The following is a 16,245-nucleotide window of genomic DNA, read 5'->3' as shown; positions in this document are numbered from 1 at the left end:
CCGAGATCGCAATGTCAGCACGGGACAGCATCCCGGGGGTGGCCACAGGTACCGACAGGTGGTCGATTCCGGCCCGCCGGGACAGCATCCAGCACCAAAAGCACCGCCAGACCTTCAATGAGCCGCAAAAGGGGCCCATCTCGAATTGACGGACCCCTCTTGACCTGCGACTTTACAGGGCAGGCAATTTAGTTGAAACTTCAATTAAATGTTGAAGCGGAACTCCACCACGTCGCCGTCCTGCATCACGTACTCCTTGCCCTCCATACGCGCCTTGCCCTTCGCGCGGGCCTCGGCGACCGAGCCTGTTTCGACCAGCTCGGCGAAGGAGATGACCTCGGCCTTGATGAAGCCCTTCTGGAAGTCGGTGTGGATCACACCGGCCGCCTCGGGGGCCGTTGCGCCCTTCTTGATCGTCCAGGCTCGGGTCTCCTTGGGGCCTGCCGTGAGGTAGGTCTGGAGGCCCAGGGTGTCGAAGCCGACGCGGCCGAGGGTGGCGAGGCCGGGCTCTTCCTGGCCCATGGACTGGAGGAGTTCCAGGGCCTCGTCGTCGTCGAGCTCGATGAGCTCGGACTCGATCTTCGCGTTGAGGAAGATCGCCTCGGCGGGGGCGACCAGGGCGCGCTGCTCGTTCTTGAAGTCCTCGTCGACCAGTTCGTCCTCGTCGACGTTGAAGACGTACAGGAAGGGCTTGGTGGTCAGGAGGTGGAGCTCGTGGAGGAGGTCGCCCTGCTCCGTGCCCTTGGTGATGCCTGCCGAGAAGAGGGTCTCGCCGGTCTCCAGGATCTTCTGGGCCTTCTCCACCGCCGCGAGGACCGCGACCTTCTCCTTCTGGAGACGGGACTCCTTCGTCAGGCGCGGGACGGCCTTCTCGATGGACTGGAGGTCGGCGAGGATCAGCTCGGTGTTGATCGTCTCGATGTCGTCCTTGGGCGAGACCTTGCCGTCCACATGTACGACGTTCTCGTCCTTGAAGGCACGGATGACCTGGCAGATCGCGTCGGACTCGCGGATGTTCGCCAGAAACTTGTTGCCCAGGCCCTCACCCTCGGAGGCGCCGCGCACGATGCCCGCGATGTCGACGAAGTCGACGGTCGCCGGGAGGATCTTCTGGGAGCCGAAGATTCCGGCGAGCGTGGCCAGGCGGGGGTCGGGAACGCCCACGACGCCGACGTTCGGCTCGATGGTGGCGAACGGGTAGTTGGCCGCCAGCACGTCGTTCTTGGTCAGGGCGTTGAACAGGGTCGACTTGCCGACATTCGGCAGGCCGACGATTCCGATCGTGAGCGACACGTTGGCGACTTCCTGGAGTGAGGACTGGCCCGGGAGTGGACCGATCCCCCAGTTTACGGGCGCGGGCGGAAAGCCCGACGGCGGGAAGCTCCCGCAGGGCTGCCGAGCGGAAACGTGACATCGAACTCACGGCCAAGGTCACCCAAAGGGCGTGTCCTGCGCCGGATTCCTCCTGCCTTGCGACCTACGTTGTCCAGGTGGAGCAACACAGGACAGGACCCCCTCGTCCCCAGCAGCGGTCGCAGACACCGCTGCTCCCGTCGAGCGGGCCAGGTGAGGCCGCCGCCGTCTGCCGGGTCGCGACCAGGCCCGCACGGCCGGTGCCGCCCGTCGTGCTTGCCTTGCGGCGGTTGCCGAACCCGCGGCTGACCGGGCTCGGCAGCGGGCTCTTCGCCGCCGCCGTGATGCTGGTGTTCGGCGGCCTGGACGGGCTGCTGTTCGACGGTTCGGCGGTTGTGTACGGACTGCTGTTCCTGCCCGTCAGCGCCCTGACCGCCCTGTGGGTGCGGCCCGTCGACCTGGTCACCGCGCCGATCGCGGTACCGATCGCATTCGCCGTCGGCATGGTGCCCATCGCGGGCGGCGGCGGGGAAGGCCTCGGCAGCCGCATCATGGCCGTCATCACGGGCCTCGCGGTCCACGCGGGCTGGCTGTACGGCGGCACGCTCGTCGCGGGGGTCATCACGACCGTACGGAAGGTACGGCTGATGACACAGCGCCGGCAGCAGGCCGCCGCCCTCCGCACCGCCGCCCGCCGCCCCAAGCCGGTCAAGTCAAAGTAGAGGCGACGTTACGTTCGGGTGCTGGCTGCCATTGCCGCTCCTACGATTCCCGCGTTGTTCTGGAGCTGCGCCGGGACGATCTCGGCGCGGATGCCCTCGATCCGGGGGATGAAGCGGTCCGCCTTGCGGCTGACTCCACCGCCGATGATGAACAGCTCCGGCGAGAACAGCATCTCGACATGGGACAGATACTTCTGCACCCGGTTCGCCCAGTGCTCCCAGGACAGGTCCTCGTCGTCCTTGGCCCTCGTGGAGGCGTGCTTCTCCGCGTCGTGGCCGTTCAGCTCCAGGTGGCCCAGCTCGGTGTTCGGGACGAGTCGGCCGTCCCGGAAGAGGGCGCTGCCGATGCCCGTACCGAATGTGAGCAGCAGGACCGTGCCCTTGCGGCCCGCGCCCGCGCCGAAGGTCATTTCGGCGATGCCCGCCGCGTCCGCGTCGTTCACCACGGTGACCGGCATGCCCAAGCGGTCGCTGAGCAGGGCCCGGGCGTCGCGGTCGATCCAGCCCTGGTCGACGTTCGCGGCCGTACGCGTGATGCCGCCCGTGACCACGCCGGGGAAGGTGATGCCGACCTTGCCGCTCCAGCCGAACTGGCTGACGACCTCGTGAACGCAGTCGGCCACGCCGTCGGGCGTGGCCGGGTGCGGGGTCAGTACCTTGTGACGCGGCTCGGCCAGGTCACCGCGCTCCAGGTCCACAGGAGCGCCCTTGATGCCGGATCCGCCGATGTCCACTCCGAAAACGTTCATGGACACAACGTTACGGCGTGGGACTGACACTCACAGTTACTTCCCGGAGAGGCGGGCCGCTTCCGCGCGCAAGTCGCGGCGCAGCTCCTTCGGCAGCGAGAAGGTGATCGACTCGTCGGCGGTCTTCACGGTCTCCACGTCGCCGTAGCCGCGCTCGGCCAGCCACTCGATCACGCCGTCCACCAGGACGTCGGGGACCGAGGCGCCGGAGGTCAGACCCACCGTGGTGACGCCTTCCAGCCACGCCTCGTCGATCTCGTCGGCGAAGTCCACCAGGTGCGCGGCGGGGGCGCCGGCGTCGAGGGCGACCTCGACCATGCGGATCGAGTTCGAGGAGTTCTTGGAGCCGACGACGATGACCAGCTCGGCGTCCTCGGCCAGCTTCTTCACCGCGATCTGGCGGTTCTGCGTGGCGTAGCAGATGTCGTCGCTGGGCGGGGAGAGGAGGTTCGGGAACTTCTCCTTCAGGGCGTCGACCGTCTCCATCGTCTCGTCCACGGAGAGGGTGGTCTGGGAGAGCCAGACGACCTTGGACTCGTCGCGTACGGAGACATTGGCGACGTCCTCGGGGCCGTCGACCAGCGTGATGTGGTCGGGGGCCTCGCCGCTCGTGCCGATGACTTCCTCGTGGCCCTCGTGGCCGATCAGGAGGATGTCGTAGTCCTCCTTGGCGAAGCGGACGGCTTCCTTGTGGACCTTGGTGACCAGCGGGCAGGTCGCGTCGATCGTCGCGAGCTTCCGCTCGGCGGCCTCGGCGTGCACGGTCGGCGCGACGCCGTGCGCGGAGAACATGACGATAGAGCCCTCGGGCACCTCCGCCGTCACATCGACGAAGATCGCGCCCTTTTTCTCCAGGGTCTGTACGACGTACTTGTTGTGGACGATCTCGTGGCGGACATAGATCGGCGCCCCGTACTGCTCCAGGGCCTTCTCCACGGCGATCACGGCACGGTCCACACCCGCGCAGTAGCCACGGGGAGCGGCGAGAAGGACACGACGGGCGGCAGGTGCAGTCATGTTTCCCATCGTAAGGCCGCGCCACGCGGCCCTTCGGTCGCCTCCGCGATCAAGACTGAACGCCTGGTTCTACGTACGGAGGCGCGATGACCGGAACCCTGGACGAGACGACGGGTCTGCGGCGCACTCTGGGGTTCCGGGATCTCGTCGTCTACGGGCTGTTGTTCATCGCGCCCATGGCCCCTGTCGGCGTTTTCGGGACGCTCGACGCCAAGTCGCACGGCGCTGTCGCGCTCGTCTATGTCGTCGCTACGGTCGCCATGGCGTTCACTGCATTCAGTTACGCCCAGATGGTGCGGGTGGTCCCCCAGGCGGGCTCGGTCTTCGCGTACGCCCGTAAGGCGCTCGGTGAGGGGCCGGGGTTCATCGCCGGGTGGATGGCGATGCTCGACTACGTACTGATCCCGGCCGTCGCCTATCTCTTCTCCGGCATTGCGATGCACGCGCTCGTGCCGTCCGTGTCGCAGTGGGTGTGGACGGCGATCGCCGTGGTGGTGACGACCGCGCTGAACATGTGGGGTGTACGGACGGCCGCCCGCGTCGGATTCGCGGTGCTGGTCATGGAGATCGTCGTGCTGGCGGTATTCGTGGTGGCGGCGGTCGTGGTGCTCGTACAGGACGGGGCGCGGCGCGGCTGGCTGTCGCCGCTGAGTGGTGACGGTTCGATGGGCTCCTTCTCCCTCGCGGCGGTCTTCGGAGTGGTGTCTGTAGCGGTGCTGTCGTACCTCGGGTTCGACGCGATCGCCTCGTTCGCGGAGGAGGTCACGGGCGGCTCGGAGCGGGTGGCACGGGCGGTGCTGTGCTGTCTGGCGCTGGCGGGGGTGCTGTTCGTCGCGCAGACCTACCTGGCGTCGCTCCTCGCGCCGATGTCGGCGGCGGAGCTGGCCGCGGAGCCCGGGAGGCAGGGGTCCGCCTTCTACGACACGCTGGACGCTTCGGTGGGCACCTGACTGCACGATCTGGTGGCGCTGAGCAAGGCGATCGGGGCGGCGTTCGCGGCGCTGGCGGGACAGGCGGCGGCCGGGCGGCTGCTGTTCGCGATGGCGCGGGAGCGGCGGCTGCCGCGTCTGCTGGCGCGGATCGACGGCGGATCGGGCGTGCCGCGTCTGGCCCTGCTGCTGGCGGCCGTGGTGACGATGGCGGCGGCGGTGTGGGCGTCCCGGCGCGACGACGGCCTGGATCAACTCGTGTCGGTGGTCGACATCGGGGCGCTGACGGCGTTCGTGCTGCTGCACGTTTCGGTGGTGGGCTGGTTCGCCGTACGGAGGATGGAGGGGCCGCCGGTGTGGTGGCGGCATGTGCTGCTGCCGGTGCTGGGGGCGGCGGTCGCGGTCGCGGTGATCGTGGAGGCTTCGGGCACGGCGCAGGCGGTGGGCGCGGTGTGGCTGGTGGCGGGGCTGGTCGTGGTGGCCGTACAGCAGGGGCGTCGGGCCGGCCATGGTGTCAGTGGCGACGGCTAGCCTTCGTACATGGCTCTGAATACGTCTGCGGACGCCCCGCTGCCGGTCGGTCAGGTCTCGCGCCTCATCGGCGGGTGGATCGACCGGCTCGGGTCGGTGTGGGTCGAGGGGCAGATCACGCAGCTGTCGCGCCGGCCCGGCGCCGGGGTCGTCTTTCTGACGCTGCGTGACCCTTCGCACGACATCTCGGTGGGCGTGACCTGTTACCGGAAGGTCTTCGACCCCATCGCGGACGTGGTGGCGGAAGGTGCGCGCGTCGTGGTGCACGCGAAGCCCGAGTGGTACGCGCCGCGCGGGCAGCTTTCGCTGCGGGCCACGGAGATAAAGCCGGTGGGGATCGGGCAACTCCTCGCCCGGCTGGAGCAGTTGAAGAAACTACTGGCCGGCGAGGGGCTGTTCGCTCTCGACCGGAAGCGGCCGCTGCCGTTTCTGCCGCAGCGCATCGGCCTGATCACCGGCCGGGCGTCGGCGGCCGAGCGGGATGTCCTGGAGAACGCGCGGCGGCGCTGGCCCGCCGTGCGCTTCGAGGTGCGCAATGTCGCGGTGCAGGGAGTGAGCGCGGTGGCGCAGGTCGTGCAGGCGGTCAAGGACCTGGACGAGCTGCCGGACGTCGACGTGATCATCGTGGCGCGGGGCGGCGGCAGCGTCGAGGACCTGCTGCCGTTCTCGGACGAGCAGCTTGTACGGACCGTGGCCGGGTGCCGTACGCCGGTGGTGTCGGCGATCGGGCACGAGCCGGACTCGCCACTGCTCGACCTGGTGGCGGACCTTCGGGCGTCGACGCCGACGGACGCGGCGAAGAAGGTCGTACCGGACGTCGGGGAGGAGCTGGTCCGCGTACAGCAGCTGCGGGACCGGGCGCTGCGGACCGTACAGGGCCTGATGGACCGCGAGGAGCGGGGCCTCGCGCACACGCTGGCCAGGCCCGTCATGGAGCGGCCGCACCGGATGGTGGACGAGCGGGAGGCGGCGGTCGACGCGCTGGTCGCCCGGAGCCGCCGCACGCTGGGCCACCTGCTCGACCGCGCGGACTCGGAGCTGTCCCACACGCGGGCCCGGGTGCTGGCTCTGTCGCCTGCGGCGACGCTGGAGCGCGGGTACGCGGTGCTTCAGCGGCCGGACGGCGGAGTGGTGCGGTCCCCGGACGAGGTCGCGCCCGGGGACGAGCTGCGGGCGCGGGTGGCGGAGGGCGAGTTCGAGGTGCGGGTCGCGGAGTGACGCAGGTGCGCAGGGCTGCGGCGGGCCGCCGGCTTTCCCCTGCCCCGCCCCTTCCCGTAACCAGGGCTCGCCCCGGACCCCGCTCCTCAGCCGGAGGGGCGCGGATTCTCACGCTTAGGGCGTGTCCGGCAGATCAGGCCGACTTCAGGGTGCGGCGCGTTCTCGGTGCTGGTGAGCGGGGCCTGGTGCGTGCAGCTGCAAGGCGGAGGAGGGAGTCGACGCGATGGGGGTCCCCCCTGTTCGAGCGCAGTCGAGAACTTGGGGGAGTCGCCGACCGACGACAACGCCGCAGATGTGCGTGCCAGGCCCCGCGCCCAGGCATGATCCTTCGGACACGCCCTAAGGTGGATCGCATGACCAAGACCGACGACGCTGCCGGCACGACGCTCGGCTACGAGCAGGCCCGGGACGAGCTCATCGACGTCGTACGCCGCCTGGAAGCGGGCGGCACGACGCTGGAGGAGTCGCTCGCGCTCTGGGAGCGCGGCGAGGAGCTGGCGAAGGTGTGCCGCCGTTGGCTCGACGGGGCGCGGGCGCGGCTGGACGCGTCGCTCGCGGAACCGCGGGCGGAGGGCGGCGACCAGGGCTGACGAGAGCCCCGGGGTCAGACATACAGAGGTCTGGGCTGTGAGGCGGAGCACGATCAACCGACTTTAGTTGAAACTTCATATAGTTTCGTTTACGGTCGAGACATCGCCCGAACTCCTTGCACGTCCGGAAGGTATGCCGCATGTCTCTCGTTCTTGACCCCGCCGCCCAGGACCTCCTCTTCCGTGAGGCCCGCACTGCCAACACCTTCACCGACGAGCCGGTGACCGAGGAGCAGGTCCAGGCGATCTACGACCTGGTCAAGTACGGCCCGACCGCGTTCAACCAGACCCCGCTGCGCGTCGTCCTGGTCCGCTCCGCCGAGGCCCGCGAGCGCCTCGTCTCACACATGGCCGAGGGCAACCGGCCGAAGACCGCCTCCGCGCCGCTGGTTGCGATCCTCGCCGCCGACAACGAGTTCCACGAGGAGCTCCCGACCCTGCTCCCGCACTTCCCGCAGGCGAAGGACACGTTCTTCAAGGAGCGCCCGGTCCGCGAGTCGGCCGCGGCTCTCAACGCCGCCCTCCAGGCCGCTTACTTCATCGTCGGCGTCCGCGCCGCCGGCCTCGCCGCAGGCCCGATGACCGGCTTCGACTTCGCCGGCGTCCAGAAGGAATTCCTGGACGACGACCACACGCCGCTGATGGTCGTCAACATCGGCAAGCCGGGCGAGGACGCATGGTTCCCGCGCTCGCCGCGTCTGGCGTTCGATGACGTCGTCACCACCGTCTGACCAACCCCCCACTGCCGGGGGTCCGGGGGTCGCCCCCCGGGACAGCACAGTCCGCGCTCGCCGCGCCTGGCGTTCGACGACGCCGTCACCACCGTCTGACCAACCCCCCACTGCCGGGGGTCCGGGGGTCGCCCCCCGGGACAGCACAGTCCGCGCTCGCCGCGTCTGGCCTTCGACGACGCCGTCACCACCGTCTGACCAACCCCCCACTGCCGGGGGTCCGGGGGTCGCCCCCCGGGACAGCACAGTCCGCGCTCGCCGCGTCTGGCCTTCGACGACGCCGTCACCACCGTCTGACCAACCCCCCCTGCGCACGATTAAGCCGCCGCACCCTTCGGGTACGGCGGCTTAATCGCATGTCAGGACTTCTTCGTCTCCAGCGCGGCGGCCATCTTCGTCAGCCGCTCGTGCGAGGCCGTGCCCGTGACCACCGTCGTCGCGCCCTTCTCCTGGCGCACAAGTGCGTCGTACTTCGGGCCCTCCCAGCGCTGCCAGCTGTCCCCGCCGACCTGCTGGGTCCTGTCCGTCTTCGTCGCGTCCTGGCTCACCTCGGCGATGAACTTCTCCGCGTCCCCGGTCGACTGCTCGACCGCGACGTACTCCCCGTCCGGATCCAGGTAACCCAGATGCCACGCGTTGCCGTCCTGCCCCTCGTACGAGACAGAGGTCGGCCTCCACGTCTTCGGGAGACCCACAGGGGCCGCGACCGGGTACGGCGCGGCACGCCTCGCCGTGATGAGCTCGACGCGATAATCGACCGGCTTGATCGGGTCTAGAGAGTCGTCGTGCGGGACCAACAGGTACACGCCCCCGGCGACGGCACCGATCAACGCCATCGAGAGCACCATGTCCCGGACCGTCTGCTTGCCCTTCATACTTGCCACGCCCCCCATCGTCCCCCATGGCCGAAGCGGGGCCGCGCGAGGGGCAGCTCATCCCGATATGCCGCTCATAAGTGACCCCCTCTGCTCATTTTGTCGACGTACCGATAGAGTCGGCAGCACCCTCTTTATCCGGCCGTCGCCGTTCGTACAGAAAGGTGCGCTCCGATGACCGAGCACCATCTTCCGTCTCAGCTCGAGGTCTCCCCCGAGGCCCCCGACCGCAACCTGGCCCTGGAGCTCGTCCGGGTCACCGAGGCCGCTGCCATGGCCGCCGGGCGGTGGGTCGGCCGCGGTGACAAGATCGGCGCGGACGGCGCGGCGGTGAAGGCCATGCGGACCCTCGTCTCGACCGTCTCGATGAACGGCGTCGTCGTCATCGGCGAAGGCGAGAAGGACGAAGCCCCGATGCTGTTCAACGGGGAACGCGTGGGCGACGGCACCGGCGCCGAGGTCGACATCGCCGTCGACCCGATCGACGGCACCACGCTCAACGCCAAGGGCATGCCGAACGCCATCGCGGTCCTCGCCGCAGCCGACCGCGGCACCATGTTCGACCCGTCCGCGGTCTTCTACATGGAGAAGCTGGTCACTGGCCCCGAGGCCGCCGACTTCGTCGACATCAACGCCCCCGTCTCGGTCAACATCCGCCGGGTCGCCAAGGCCAAGAACTCCACCCCCGAAGACGTCACCGTGATGATCCTCGACCGCCCCCGCCACGAGGGCATCGTCAAGGAGATCCGCGAGACGGGCGCCCGTATCAAGTTCATCTCGGACGGCGACGTCGCGGGCTCGGTCATGGCCGTGCGCGAAGGCACCGGCGTCGACCTGCTCATGGGCATCGGCGGTACGCCCGAGGGCATCATCTCGGCCTGCGCGATCAAGTGCCTGGGCGGCACGATCCAGGGCAAGCTGTGGCCCAAGGACGAGGCCGAGCGCCAGAAGGCCCTCGACGCGGGTCACGACCTCGACCGCGTACTGCACACGAACGACCTGGTCAGCGGCGACAACGTGTTCTTCGTCGCCACCGGCATCACGGACGGCGAGCTGCTGCGCGGCGTCCGCTACCGCTCCGAGACCGCCACCACGCAGTCCCTGGTGATGCGCTCGAAGTCGGGCACCATCCGCCAGATCGACTCCACGCACCGCCTCTCGAAGCTGCGCGCCTACAGCGCCATCGACTTCGACCGCGCGAAGTAGTACCCGGCATGAAGTACATGAAGTAGGAGTACGAGAAAGGGGCGCCCCGCTTGTGCGGCGGGGGCGCCCCTTTTCTCGTACCCGGCCCTTTTCTCGTACCCGGCGCGATCAGCCCGCGGCGGCGATCCGGTCGGCCGCCGCAGCGGCCTGGGCCTGGCTCAGCTCCATCTCGCGCCGCCTGCGCCTGGCAAGCACCACCCGGCGCTCCGCCGCCGTGAGCCCGCCCCACACGCCGTACGGCTCGGGCTGGAGCAGTGCGTGCTCCCGGCACTCCACCATCACCGGACACCGGGCGCAGACCCGCTTCGCGGCTTCCTCGCGCGCCAGCCTCGCGGCCGTCGGCTCCTTCGATGGGGCAAAGAACAACCCGGCTTCGTCCCGGCGGCACACCGCCTCCGTGTGCCAGGGGCCGGCCTGATCCCGGGCCGGCGCACGCTGCGACGGAACGGCGGCGACCTGCAGGGACTGATGCGGCGGATGCAGCACGGTCTACTCCTGACGACGACTTCGGGAGCGAGCGACGATGCAGCACTCCCTACCCGCTGTGCGCGCGCCTATGCACTGAGTTTCGATGCGCGTCCGTGCCGACGTCAGTGTCCGAGGTGTTTGCGCATGCGACCGTGCAGGTCGGCGATGCGCTTGCCGCGCTTGGGCTTTGCCTCGATGTTGCCGAAGACGGAGTAGCCGTTGACCACCACGACCGGCGCCTCGGGGTTGGCCGCTTCGAGGGTTTCGACCTCGAAGTTGCCGAAGATGCCGGTACCGCTGCCGCGCAAAGTGATGTTCTCCGGGACCCGCACTTCGACATTGCCGAAGATCGCGGTCACGTTGATGACGGTCAGCCGCTGCCCGAAGAGCGCCTCGGTGAGGTCGATCTCGACACTGCCGAAGAGCGCGAACGCGTTGGTCTTGCGGCCGATCCGCCAGCGCCCCTTGCGGGTCGAGCTGCTGAAGACCGCGACCAGGTTCTCCGCCGTGACGGGACCGGACGGATCCTGAGGGTCGTACGCCGCCGAGGCCGGCTCGCGCCGGACACCGGGGGCGGGCAAGTCCTGGACCAGCGGCTCCAGTTCGGCGACGGTCTTGGCGCGGTACACCGAGTCGATGCGCTCGGAGTGCTCCTCGGCGGTCAGCCGGCCCTCGGCCATGGCCTCGCGCAGGATGTCCGCGATCCGGTCGCGATCGGCGTCGGACGCGCGGATGGCGGGCTCGGCGGGCACCGCGGGAGCGGCCGGTTGCGGCTGCTGGGGGTGCTTTTCGGGGTGGCCGCCGGAGGCCGCTGAATGATTCTTGTCGAGGTCCACCGGCCCAGCGTACCCAAACGCGATAGATCGCGACTAGTGCGGATCTCCGCCAACTGAGCCTTACCTCACAGACCGGGCTCCCCGTCGGCGTCTTACGCTGGTGGGCGCGCTGCGCCAATGGAGGCCAGTCGCCGTCTGCCGAGTGAGGAATGGCCGTAATGCCCCCTGTCTCCCGCCCGCCCAACCCGGCGTTTCAGTACGCCGATCTGCTCCCCCTGGGAGAGGACACCACGCCGTACCGCCTGGTGACCGCCGAGGGTGTCTCCACCTTCGAAGCCGACGGGCGTACGTTCCTCAAGGTCGACCCCGACGCGCTGCGCACCCTGGCCGCCGAGGCCATGCACGACATCTCGCACTACCTGCGGCCCGCGCACCTCGCGCAGCTGCGCCGGATCATCGACGACCCCGATGCGTCCTCGAACGACAAGTTCGTGGCCCTGGACCTGCTCAAGAACGCGAACATCGCGGCTGCGGGTGTCCTGCCCATGTGCCAGGACACCGGCACCGCGATCGTCATGGGCAAGCGCGGCCAGAACGTCCTCACCGAGGGCGGCGACGAGGAGGCCCTGTCGCACGGCATCTTCGACGCGTACACCAAGCTCAACCTGCGCTACTCGCAGATGGCCCCGCTGAACATGTGGGAGGAGAAGAACACCGGCTCGAACCTGCCCGCGCAGATCGAGCTGTACGCGACCGACGGCGGCGCGTACAAGTTCCTCTTCATGGCAAAGGGCGGCGGCTCGGCCAACAAGTCCTTCCTCTACCAGGAGACAAAGGCGGTGCTGAACGAGGCATCGATGATGAAGTTCCTGGAGGAGAAGATCCGCTCGCTCGGTACGGCCGCCTGCCCGCCGTACCACCTGGCGATCGTCGTCGGCGGTACGTCGGCCGAGTTCGCGCTCAAGACCGCCAAGTACGCCTCCGCGCACTACCTTGACGAGCTGCCGGGCGAGGGTTCGCCGACCGGCCACGGCTTCCGCGACAAGGAGCTGGAGGAGAAGGTCTTCGAGCTGACGCAGAAGATCGGCATCGGCGCGCAGTTCGGCGGCAAGTACTTCTGCCACGACGTGCGCGTGGTGCGCCTGCCGCGCCACGGCGCCTCGCTGCCCGTCGCGATCGCCGTGTCCTGCTCGGCGGACCGCCAGGCCGTCGCGAAGATCACCGCCGAGGGCGTCTTCCTGGAGCAGCTGGAGAAGGACCCGGCGCGGTTCCTGCCGGACACGACGGACGAGCACCTCGACGAGAGTGACGTCGTACGCATCGACCTCAACCGGCCGATGGACGACATCCTCGCGGAGCTGACCAAGTACCCGGTCAAGACCCGGCTCTCACTGACCGGCCCGCTGGTCGTGGCGCGCGACATCGCGCACGCCAAGATCAAGGAGCGGCTGGACGCGGGCGAGGAGATGCCGCAGTACCTGAAGGACCACCCGGTGTACTACGCGGGCCCGGCGAAGACCCCCGAGGGTTACGCGTCAGGCTCCTTCGGCCCGACGACGGCCGGCCGTATGGACTCCTACGTCGAGCAGTTCCAGGCGGCGGGCGGCTCCAAGGTCATGCTGGCCAAGGGCAACCGGTCGAAGCAGGTCACGGACGCGTGCGGGGCGCACGGGGGCTTCTACCTGGGCTCGATCGGCGGCCCGGCGGCGCGGCTCGCGCAGGACTGCATCAAGAAGGTCGAGGTCGTCGAGTACGAGGAGCTCGGCATGGAGGCGGTCTGGAAGATCGAGGTCGAGGACTTCCCGGCGTTCATCGTGGTCGACGACAAGAACAACGACTTCTTCACGGAGCCGGCGCCGGCCCCGACGTTCACCTCGATCCCCGTGCGGGGTCCTGGGCTGGCGTAGCGCGGTGGCGCGGTCCGCAATCGCCGGACGGGCTGGACTTTCCGGCCCGTCCGGCGATTGAGGAGACCACTCCCTGCGCGAACTACGCGAACCGCTGGTTCGCCGCCCCCGTGCACGTCTGGAGCTTCAGCGGGTCCTTCGCCGCCGCCAGCGTCACGCACAGGTCCGTCGCCGACGCCGGGCGGATCGTTCCCGCCTGGCGTACGAACTGCTGGTTCGCGGCGCCCGAGCAGTTCCACATGACCAGGCCCACGCCCGCCTTGTAGTCCGCGCCCGGCACGTCCAGGCAGCGGTCCTGCGTCAGCTCGGTGTGGATCGACTTGCGCGCGCTGTCGTACCACCAGCCCTGGTTGCGGCCGCCGTGACAGTCCCAGCCGCCTGCCATCGTTCCGTTACGGGTCACGGAACCCGGAACGTCGACGCACGTGCCGGTGGCCTCGTTCTTGAGTGGCTTGAATGCGTCGTCCCAGGCGCCCGCCTGCAGTACAGGCTTCCCTGTGCTCCCCGGGTCCGCACAACTGGCCTCCCGCAGCCCCGAGTTGTACATCTGGGTCAGGCAGGAGGCGAAGGCGCCGTGGCCGCTCTTGTTGGGGTGGAAGGACTGCCGGACCGAATTGGCGTCCGGCGGGAAGGGGTTGGAGATGTCGACGTAGAGCCCGCGCGCCCAGGTGTCCTCCATGCAGACCTCATGGCCGTGGAAGAGGCGGGAGTTGTCCAGGTACGTTGCGCCGGTGCTCGCCGCCACCTTGCGCATGCCGCGCTGGAAGGCGGGGACCGCGGTGTTGCGGCCCCAGACGGTGTCGGAGTCGTATCCGAGGCCGCCGCAGGCCAGCTTGCCGGGGAAGTTGGGGTTGTCGCGGAAGTCGGGGCCGATGGGGCTCGGGTAGCCCATGACGACCAGCTTGTAGTCGCCGTCGGCGTACCCCGCGCCCCGCATCGTGGTGCGCAGGTCGCGCACGGTCTGCTCGACCTTGGGGACGAGGCCGTCGACGCGCGCCTGCCACCCGCCGGAGTACTTGGGCTCGCACGGCCCCTGGATGGTCAGGTAGCGGGTGACGCAGTCGGTCATCACAGGGCCGAACTGCAGGTCGTCGTTGGCGCCTGCCACCAGCAGCACCATTTTGATCTTGGTGTTGCGGGCCTTGATGGCGAGGCTGTCGCTCTGCACCAGCTCGTCGGCGTACTGCTTCGAGCCGCCGATCTTGATGTTGCCGGTGTACGCGCCCGAGCAGGAGACGTTGTACGTGACGTCCGCCGCGATGCCGGTGCGGTGGATCGCGGCGTCGGGAGAGCGGTGGCACCAGTTGTCGGGACCGTTGGTGCCCGGTTCGTACGTGCCGACGCCCTCGCCGGAGATTTCACTGTCGCCGATCGAGATCAGACCGCTTTTGCGCTGGTCCATGGGCCGCTCGGCGGGGTCGCCGTACAGCTTGGTCGCCTCCGCGGCGCGGATGGCCTCCAGTTCGGCCGGAAGGGGGGTTGATGCGGTGGTCGTGGGTGACTCGGCGGCCTGGGCCGGAGTCGTTGTCGCCATGCCTCCGAAAGCCGCAGCCAGTGCGGCTGCGGCGGCGACGGTGGAGCGAAGTCTGAGTCGGGTGCTGCGGGGGCAGGGGGGTCGTCCCCCAGAGTTGAGCAGCATTGCGCCTCCCCGGTTTGTTGTTACCACCGGTATTTACTGGCCAGTAGTCGAGTTGGGAATACGCAGAACAAGACAACTGCTCAACTTTCACAGGAGGTACGTGACGATGACGACGGACGAGTACCGGGTCGAACACGACTCGATGGGTGAAGTACGGGTCCCGGCCCACGCCAAGTGGCGGGCCCAGACCCAGCGGGCCGTGGAGAACTTCCCGATCTCCGGGCAGCGCCTGGAGCGCGCCCACATCGAGGCCCTGGCCCGGATCAAGGCGGCAGCCGCCCAGGTCAACGCCGCATTGGGGGTACTCGACAAAGACATCGCGCAGGCGGTCGCCGACGCGGCGGCCGAGGTCGCCGACGGCCGTTGGGACGAGCACTTCCCGGTCGACGTCTTCCAGACCGGCTCCGGCACGTCCTCCAACATGAACATGAACGAGGTCGTCGCCACGCTTGCCACCGAGCGGCTCGGCAGCCCTGTCCACCCCAACGACCACGTCAACGCGTCGCAGTCCTCCAACGACGTCTTCCCGTCCTCCATCCACATCGCGGCGACCGCCGCCGTGACGGGCGACCTGATCCCCGCCCTCGACCACCTCGCGGCCGCCCTGGAGCGCAAGTCCGCCGAATTCGCGGACGTCGTCAAGTCCGGCCGTACGCACCTGATGGACGCCACCCCGGTGACCCTGGGCCAGGAGTTCGGCGGCTACGCCGCGGCCGTGCGGTACGGCGTCGAGCGCCTCCGGGCCTCGCTGCCCCGCCTCGCCGAACTCCCCCTCGGCGGTACGGCGGTGGGCACCGGCATCAACACCCCGCCCGGCTTCTCCGCCGCCGTCATCGCCGAAGTCGCCCGCACCACCGGGCTTCCGCTCACCGAGGCCCGCGACCATTTCGAGGCACAGGGCGCCCGGGACGGACTCGTCGAGACGTCGGGTCAGCTCCGTACGATCGCGGTCTCCCTCACCAAAATTTCCAACGACCTGCGCTGGATGGCCTCGGGACCGCGCACAGGATTGGCCGAGATCAGCCTTCCCGACCTCCAGCCGGGCTCGTCGATCATGCCCGGCAAGGTCAATCCGGTCATCCCGGAGGCCGTCCTGATGGTCGCCGCCCAGGTGACGGGGAACGACACGACGGTCGCGACGGCCGGCGCCGCGGGCAACTTCGAGCTGAACGTCATGCTCCCGGTCATGGCCAAGAACCTCCTCGAATCGGTGCGCCTCCTCGCCAACGCGTCCCGGCTGCTGGCCGACCGTACGGTCGACGGCATCACCGCCAACGCCGAACGGGCCCGCGAGTACGCCGAGTCGTCACCTTCTGTCGTCACGCCGCTCAACAAGTACATCGGCTACGAAGAGGCCGCGAAGGTCGCGAAGAAGTCCCTCGCCGAGCGGAAGACGATCCGCGAAGTGGTCCTGGAATCCGGGTACGTAGAGCGCGGCGACCTCACCGTGGAGCAGCTGGACGAGGCCCTGGACGTACTGCGTATGACACGTCCTTGACCTCGGTCGCCGCAGCTCCCGGGCCGTACTCCTAAG

14 protein-coding genes and 1 pseudogene are annotated in these 16,245 nt (G+C 69.0%); 8 read left to right on the top strand and 7 right to left on the bottom strand.

Features of this window, described 5'->3' with window-relative positions:
- Nucleotides 1-204: 204 nt before the first annotated feature.
- A complete protein-coding gene (ychF, locus tag PXH83_RS19980) occupies nucleotides 205-1,293 on the bottom strand; it encodes a redox-regulated ATPase YchF (protein WP_274561736.1) in 1,089 nt (362 codons plus the stop codon).
- Between the two features lie 197 nt (nucleotides 1,294-1,490).
- Between ychF and PXH83_RS19975 the strand changes: the two genes are divergently transcribed.
- Nucleotides 1,491-2,075 carry a DUF6542 domain-containing protein gene (locus PXH83_RS19975; RefSeq protein ID WP_274561735.1) on the top strand — a complete coding sequence of 195 codons (585 nt, stop codon included), beginning with the start codon at nucleotides 1,491-1,493 and terminating at the stop codon, nucleotides 2,073-2,075.
- A gap of 8 nt (nucleotides 2,076-2,083) precedes the next feature.
- Here PXH83_RS19975 and ppgK read toward each other — a convergent pair whose 3' ends face one another.
- Nucleotides 2,084-2,824: a polyphosphate--glucose phosphotransferase gene (ppgK, locus tag PXH83_RS19970; RefSeq protein ID WP_274561734.1), complete on the bottom strand. Its 741-nt coding sequence runs from the start codon at nucleotides 2,822-2,824 to the stop codon at nucleotides 2,084-2,086.
- Nucleotides 2,825-2,860: 36 nt separating this feature from the next.
- Nucleotides 2,861-3,850 carry a 4-hydroxy-3-methylbut-2-enyl diphosphate reductase gene (locus PXH83_RS19965; protein ID WP_214920209.1) on the bottom strand — a complete coding sequence of 330 codons (990 nt, stop codon included), beginning with the start codon at nucleotides 3,848-3,850 and terminating at the stop codon, nucleotides 2,861-2,863.
- Between the two features lie 77 nt (nucleotides 3,851-3,927).
- Here PXH83_RS19965 and PXH83_RS19960 point away from each other — a divergent pair.
- The 4 genes and pseudogenes from PXH83_RS19960 (at nucleotide 3,928) to PXH83_RS19945 (ending at nucleotide 7,840) form a co-directional block, all read left to right on the top strand.
- Nucleotides 3,928-5,301: pseudogene (locus tag PXH83_RS19960) on the top strand (APC family permease).
- Between the two features lie 9 nt (nucleotides 5,302-5,310).
- Nucleotides 5,311-6,519 (top strand): exodeoxyribonuclease VII large subunit, encoded by a 1,209-nt coding sequence (xseA, locus tag PXH83_RS19955; RefSeq protein ID WP_274561733.1) that lies wholly within the window; start codon nucleotides 5,311-5,313, stop codon nucleotides 6,517-6,519.
- A 353-nt stretch (nucleotides 6,520-6,872) separates the two neighbouring features.
- Entirely contained in the window at nucleotides 6,873-7,109 is a 237-nt protein-coding gene (locus PXH83_RS19950) for an exodeoxyribonuclease VII small subunit (protein ID WP_274561732.1), read from the top strand.
- A gap of 140 nt (nucleotides 7,110-7,249) precedes the next feature.
- Complete coding sequence (locus tag PXH83_RS19945; protein ID WP_274561731.1) at nucleotides 7,250-7,840, top strand: malonic semialdehyde reductase; 591 nt, start codon at nucleotides 7,250-7,252, stop codon at nucleotides 7,838-7,840.
- A gap of 359 nt (nucleotides 7,841-8,199) precedes the next feature.
- Here PXH83_RS19945 and PXH83_RS19940 read toward each other — a convergent pair whose 3' ends face one another.
- The gene (locus tag PXH83_RS19940) at nucleotides 8,200-8,724 is read right to left on the bottom strand and encodes a DUF4245 family protein (RefSeq protein WP_338054724.1); all 525 of its coding nucleotides are present in this window, start codon (nucleotides 8,722-8,724) and stop codon (nucleotides 8,200-8,202) included.
- Between the two features lie 165 nt (nucleotides 8,725-8,889).
- Between PXH83_RS19940 and glpX the strand changes: the two genes are divergently transcribed.
- Nucleotides 8,890-9,921, top strand: a complete 1,032-nt coding sequence (gene glpX / locus PXH83_RS19935) for a class II fructose-bisphosphatase (RefSeq protein ID WP_274561729.1) — start codon at nucleotides 8,890-8,892, stop codon at nucleotides 9,919-9,921.
- A gap of 108 nt (nucleotides 9,922-10,029) precedes the next feature.
- Here the strand turns inward: glpX and PXH83_RS19930 are convergent, their stop codons facing one another.
- Together PXH83_RS19930 and PXH83_RS19925 are read right to left on the bottom strand one after the other, a co-directional pair.
- Complete coding sequence (locus PXH83_RS19930; protein WP_214920203.1) at nucleotides 10,030-10,407, bottom strand: WhiB family transcriptional regulator; 378 nt, start codon at nucleotides 10,405-10,407, stop codon at nucleotides 10,030-10,032.
- A gap of 104 nt (nucleotides 10,408-10,511) precedes the next feature.
- Nucleotides 10,512-11,225 carry a DUF1707 SHOCT-like domain-containing protein gene (locus tag PXH83_RS19925; RefSeq protein ID WP_274561728.1) on the bottom strand — a complete coding sequence of 238 codons (714 nt, stop codon included), beginning with the start codon at nucleotides 11,223-11,225 and terminating at the stop codon, nucleotides 10,512-10,514.
- A 158-nt stretch (nucleotides 11,226-11,383) separates the two neighbouring features.
- On the opposite strand from PXH83_RS19925, the gene PXH83_RS19920 reads away from it, so the two are divergent.
- Complete coding sequence (locus PXH83_RS19920; RefSeq protein ID WP_274561727.1) at nucleotides 11,384-13,072, top strand: fumarate hydratase; 1,689 nt, start codon at nucleotides 11,384-11,386, stop codon at nucleotides 13,070-13,072.
- 82 nt (nucleotides 13,073-13,154) lie between these two features.
- On the opposite strand, the gene PXH83_RS19915 is transcribed toward PXH83_RS19920, so the two are convergent.
- Entirely contained in the window at nucleotides 13,155-14,606 is a 1,452-nt protein-coding gene (locus PXH83_RS19915; protein ID WP_274561726.1) for a ricin-type beta-trefoil lectin domain protein, read from the bottom strand.
- A gap of 211 nt (nucleotides 14,607-14,817) precedes the next feature.
- Here PXH83_RS19915 and PXH83_RS19910 point away from each other — a divergent pair, with 211 nt between their 5' ends.
- Nucleotides 14,818-16,209: a class II fumarate hydratase gene (locus PXH83_RS19910; protein WP_274562915.1), complete on the top strand. Its 1,392-nt coding sequence runs from the start codon at nucleotides 14,818-14,820 to the stop codon at nucleotides 16,207-16,209.
- The last annotated feature ends 36 nt before the right edge of the window (nucleotides 16,210-16,245 follow it).

The organism is Streptomyces spiramyceticus (genome assembly GCF_028807635.1).
GTDB lineage: Bacteria > Actinomycetota > Actinomycetes > Streptomycetales > Streptomycetaceae > Streptomyces > Streptomyces spiramyceticus.
Note: the sequence above shows the minus strand (reverse complement) of the source record. Positions and strands in the feature narration are given on the sequence as shown.

Bases quoted from the DNA above. Each gene is read 5' to 3' on its own strand.
- PXH83_RS19945 (WP_274561731.1), top strand. From the start codon at position 7,250: ATGTCTCTCGTTCTTGACCCCGCCGCCCAGGACCTCCTCTTCCGTGAG.
- PXH83_RS19950 (WP_274561732.1), top strand. From the start codon at position 6,873: ATGACCAAGACCGACGACGCTGCCGGCACGACGCTCGGCTACGAGCAG.
- ppgK (WP_274561734.1), bottom strand. From the start codon at position 2,824: ATGAACGTTTTCGGAGTGGACATCGGCGGATCCGGCATCAAGGGCGCT.
- PXH83_RS19910 (WP_274562915.1), top strand. From the start codon at position 14,818: ATGACGACGGACGAGTACCGGGTCGAACACGACTCGATGGGTGAAGTA.
- PXH83_RS19920 (WP_274561727.1), top strand. From the start codon at position 11,384: ATGCCCCCTGTCTCCCGCCCGCCCAACCCGGCGTTTCAGTACGCCGAT.
- PXH83_RS19965 (WP_214920209.1), bottom strand. From the start codon at position 3,850: ATGGGAAACATGACTGCACCTGCCGCCCGTCGTGTCCTTCTCGCCGCT.
- glpX (WP_274561729.1), top strand. From the start codon at position 8,890: ATGACCGAGCACCATCTTCCGTCTCAGCTCGAGGTCTCCCCCGAGGCC.
- xseA (WP_274561733.1), top strand. From the start codon at position 5,311: ATGGCTCTGAATACGTCTGCGGACGCCCCGCTGCCGGTCGGTCAGGTC.
- PXH83_RS19915 (WP_274561726.1), bottom strand. From the start codon at position 14,606: ATGGCGACAACGACTCCGGCCCAGGCCGCCGAGTCACCCACGACCACC.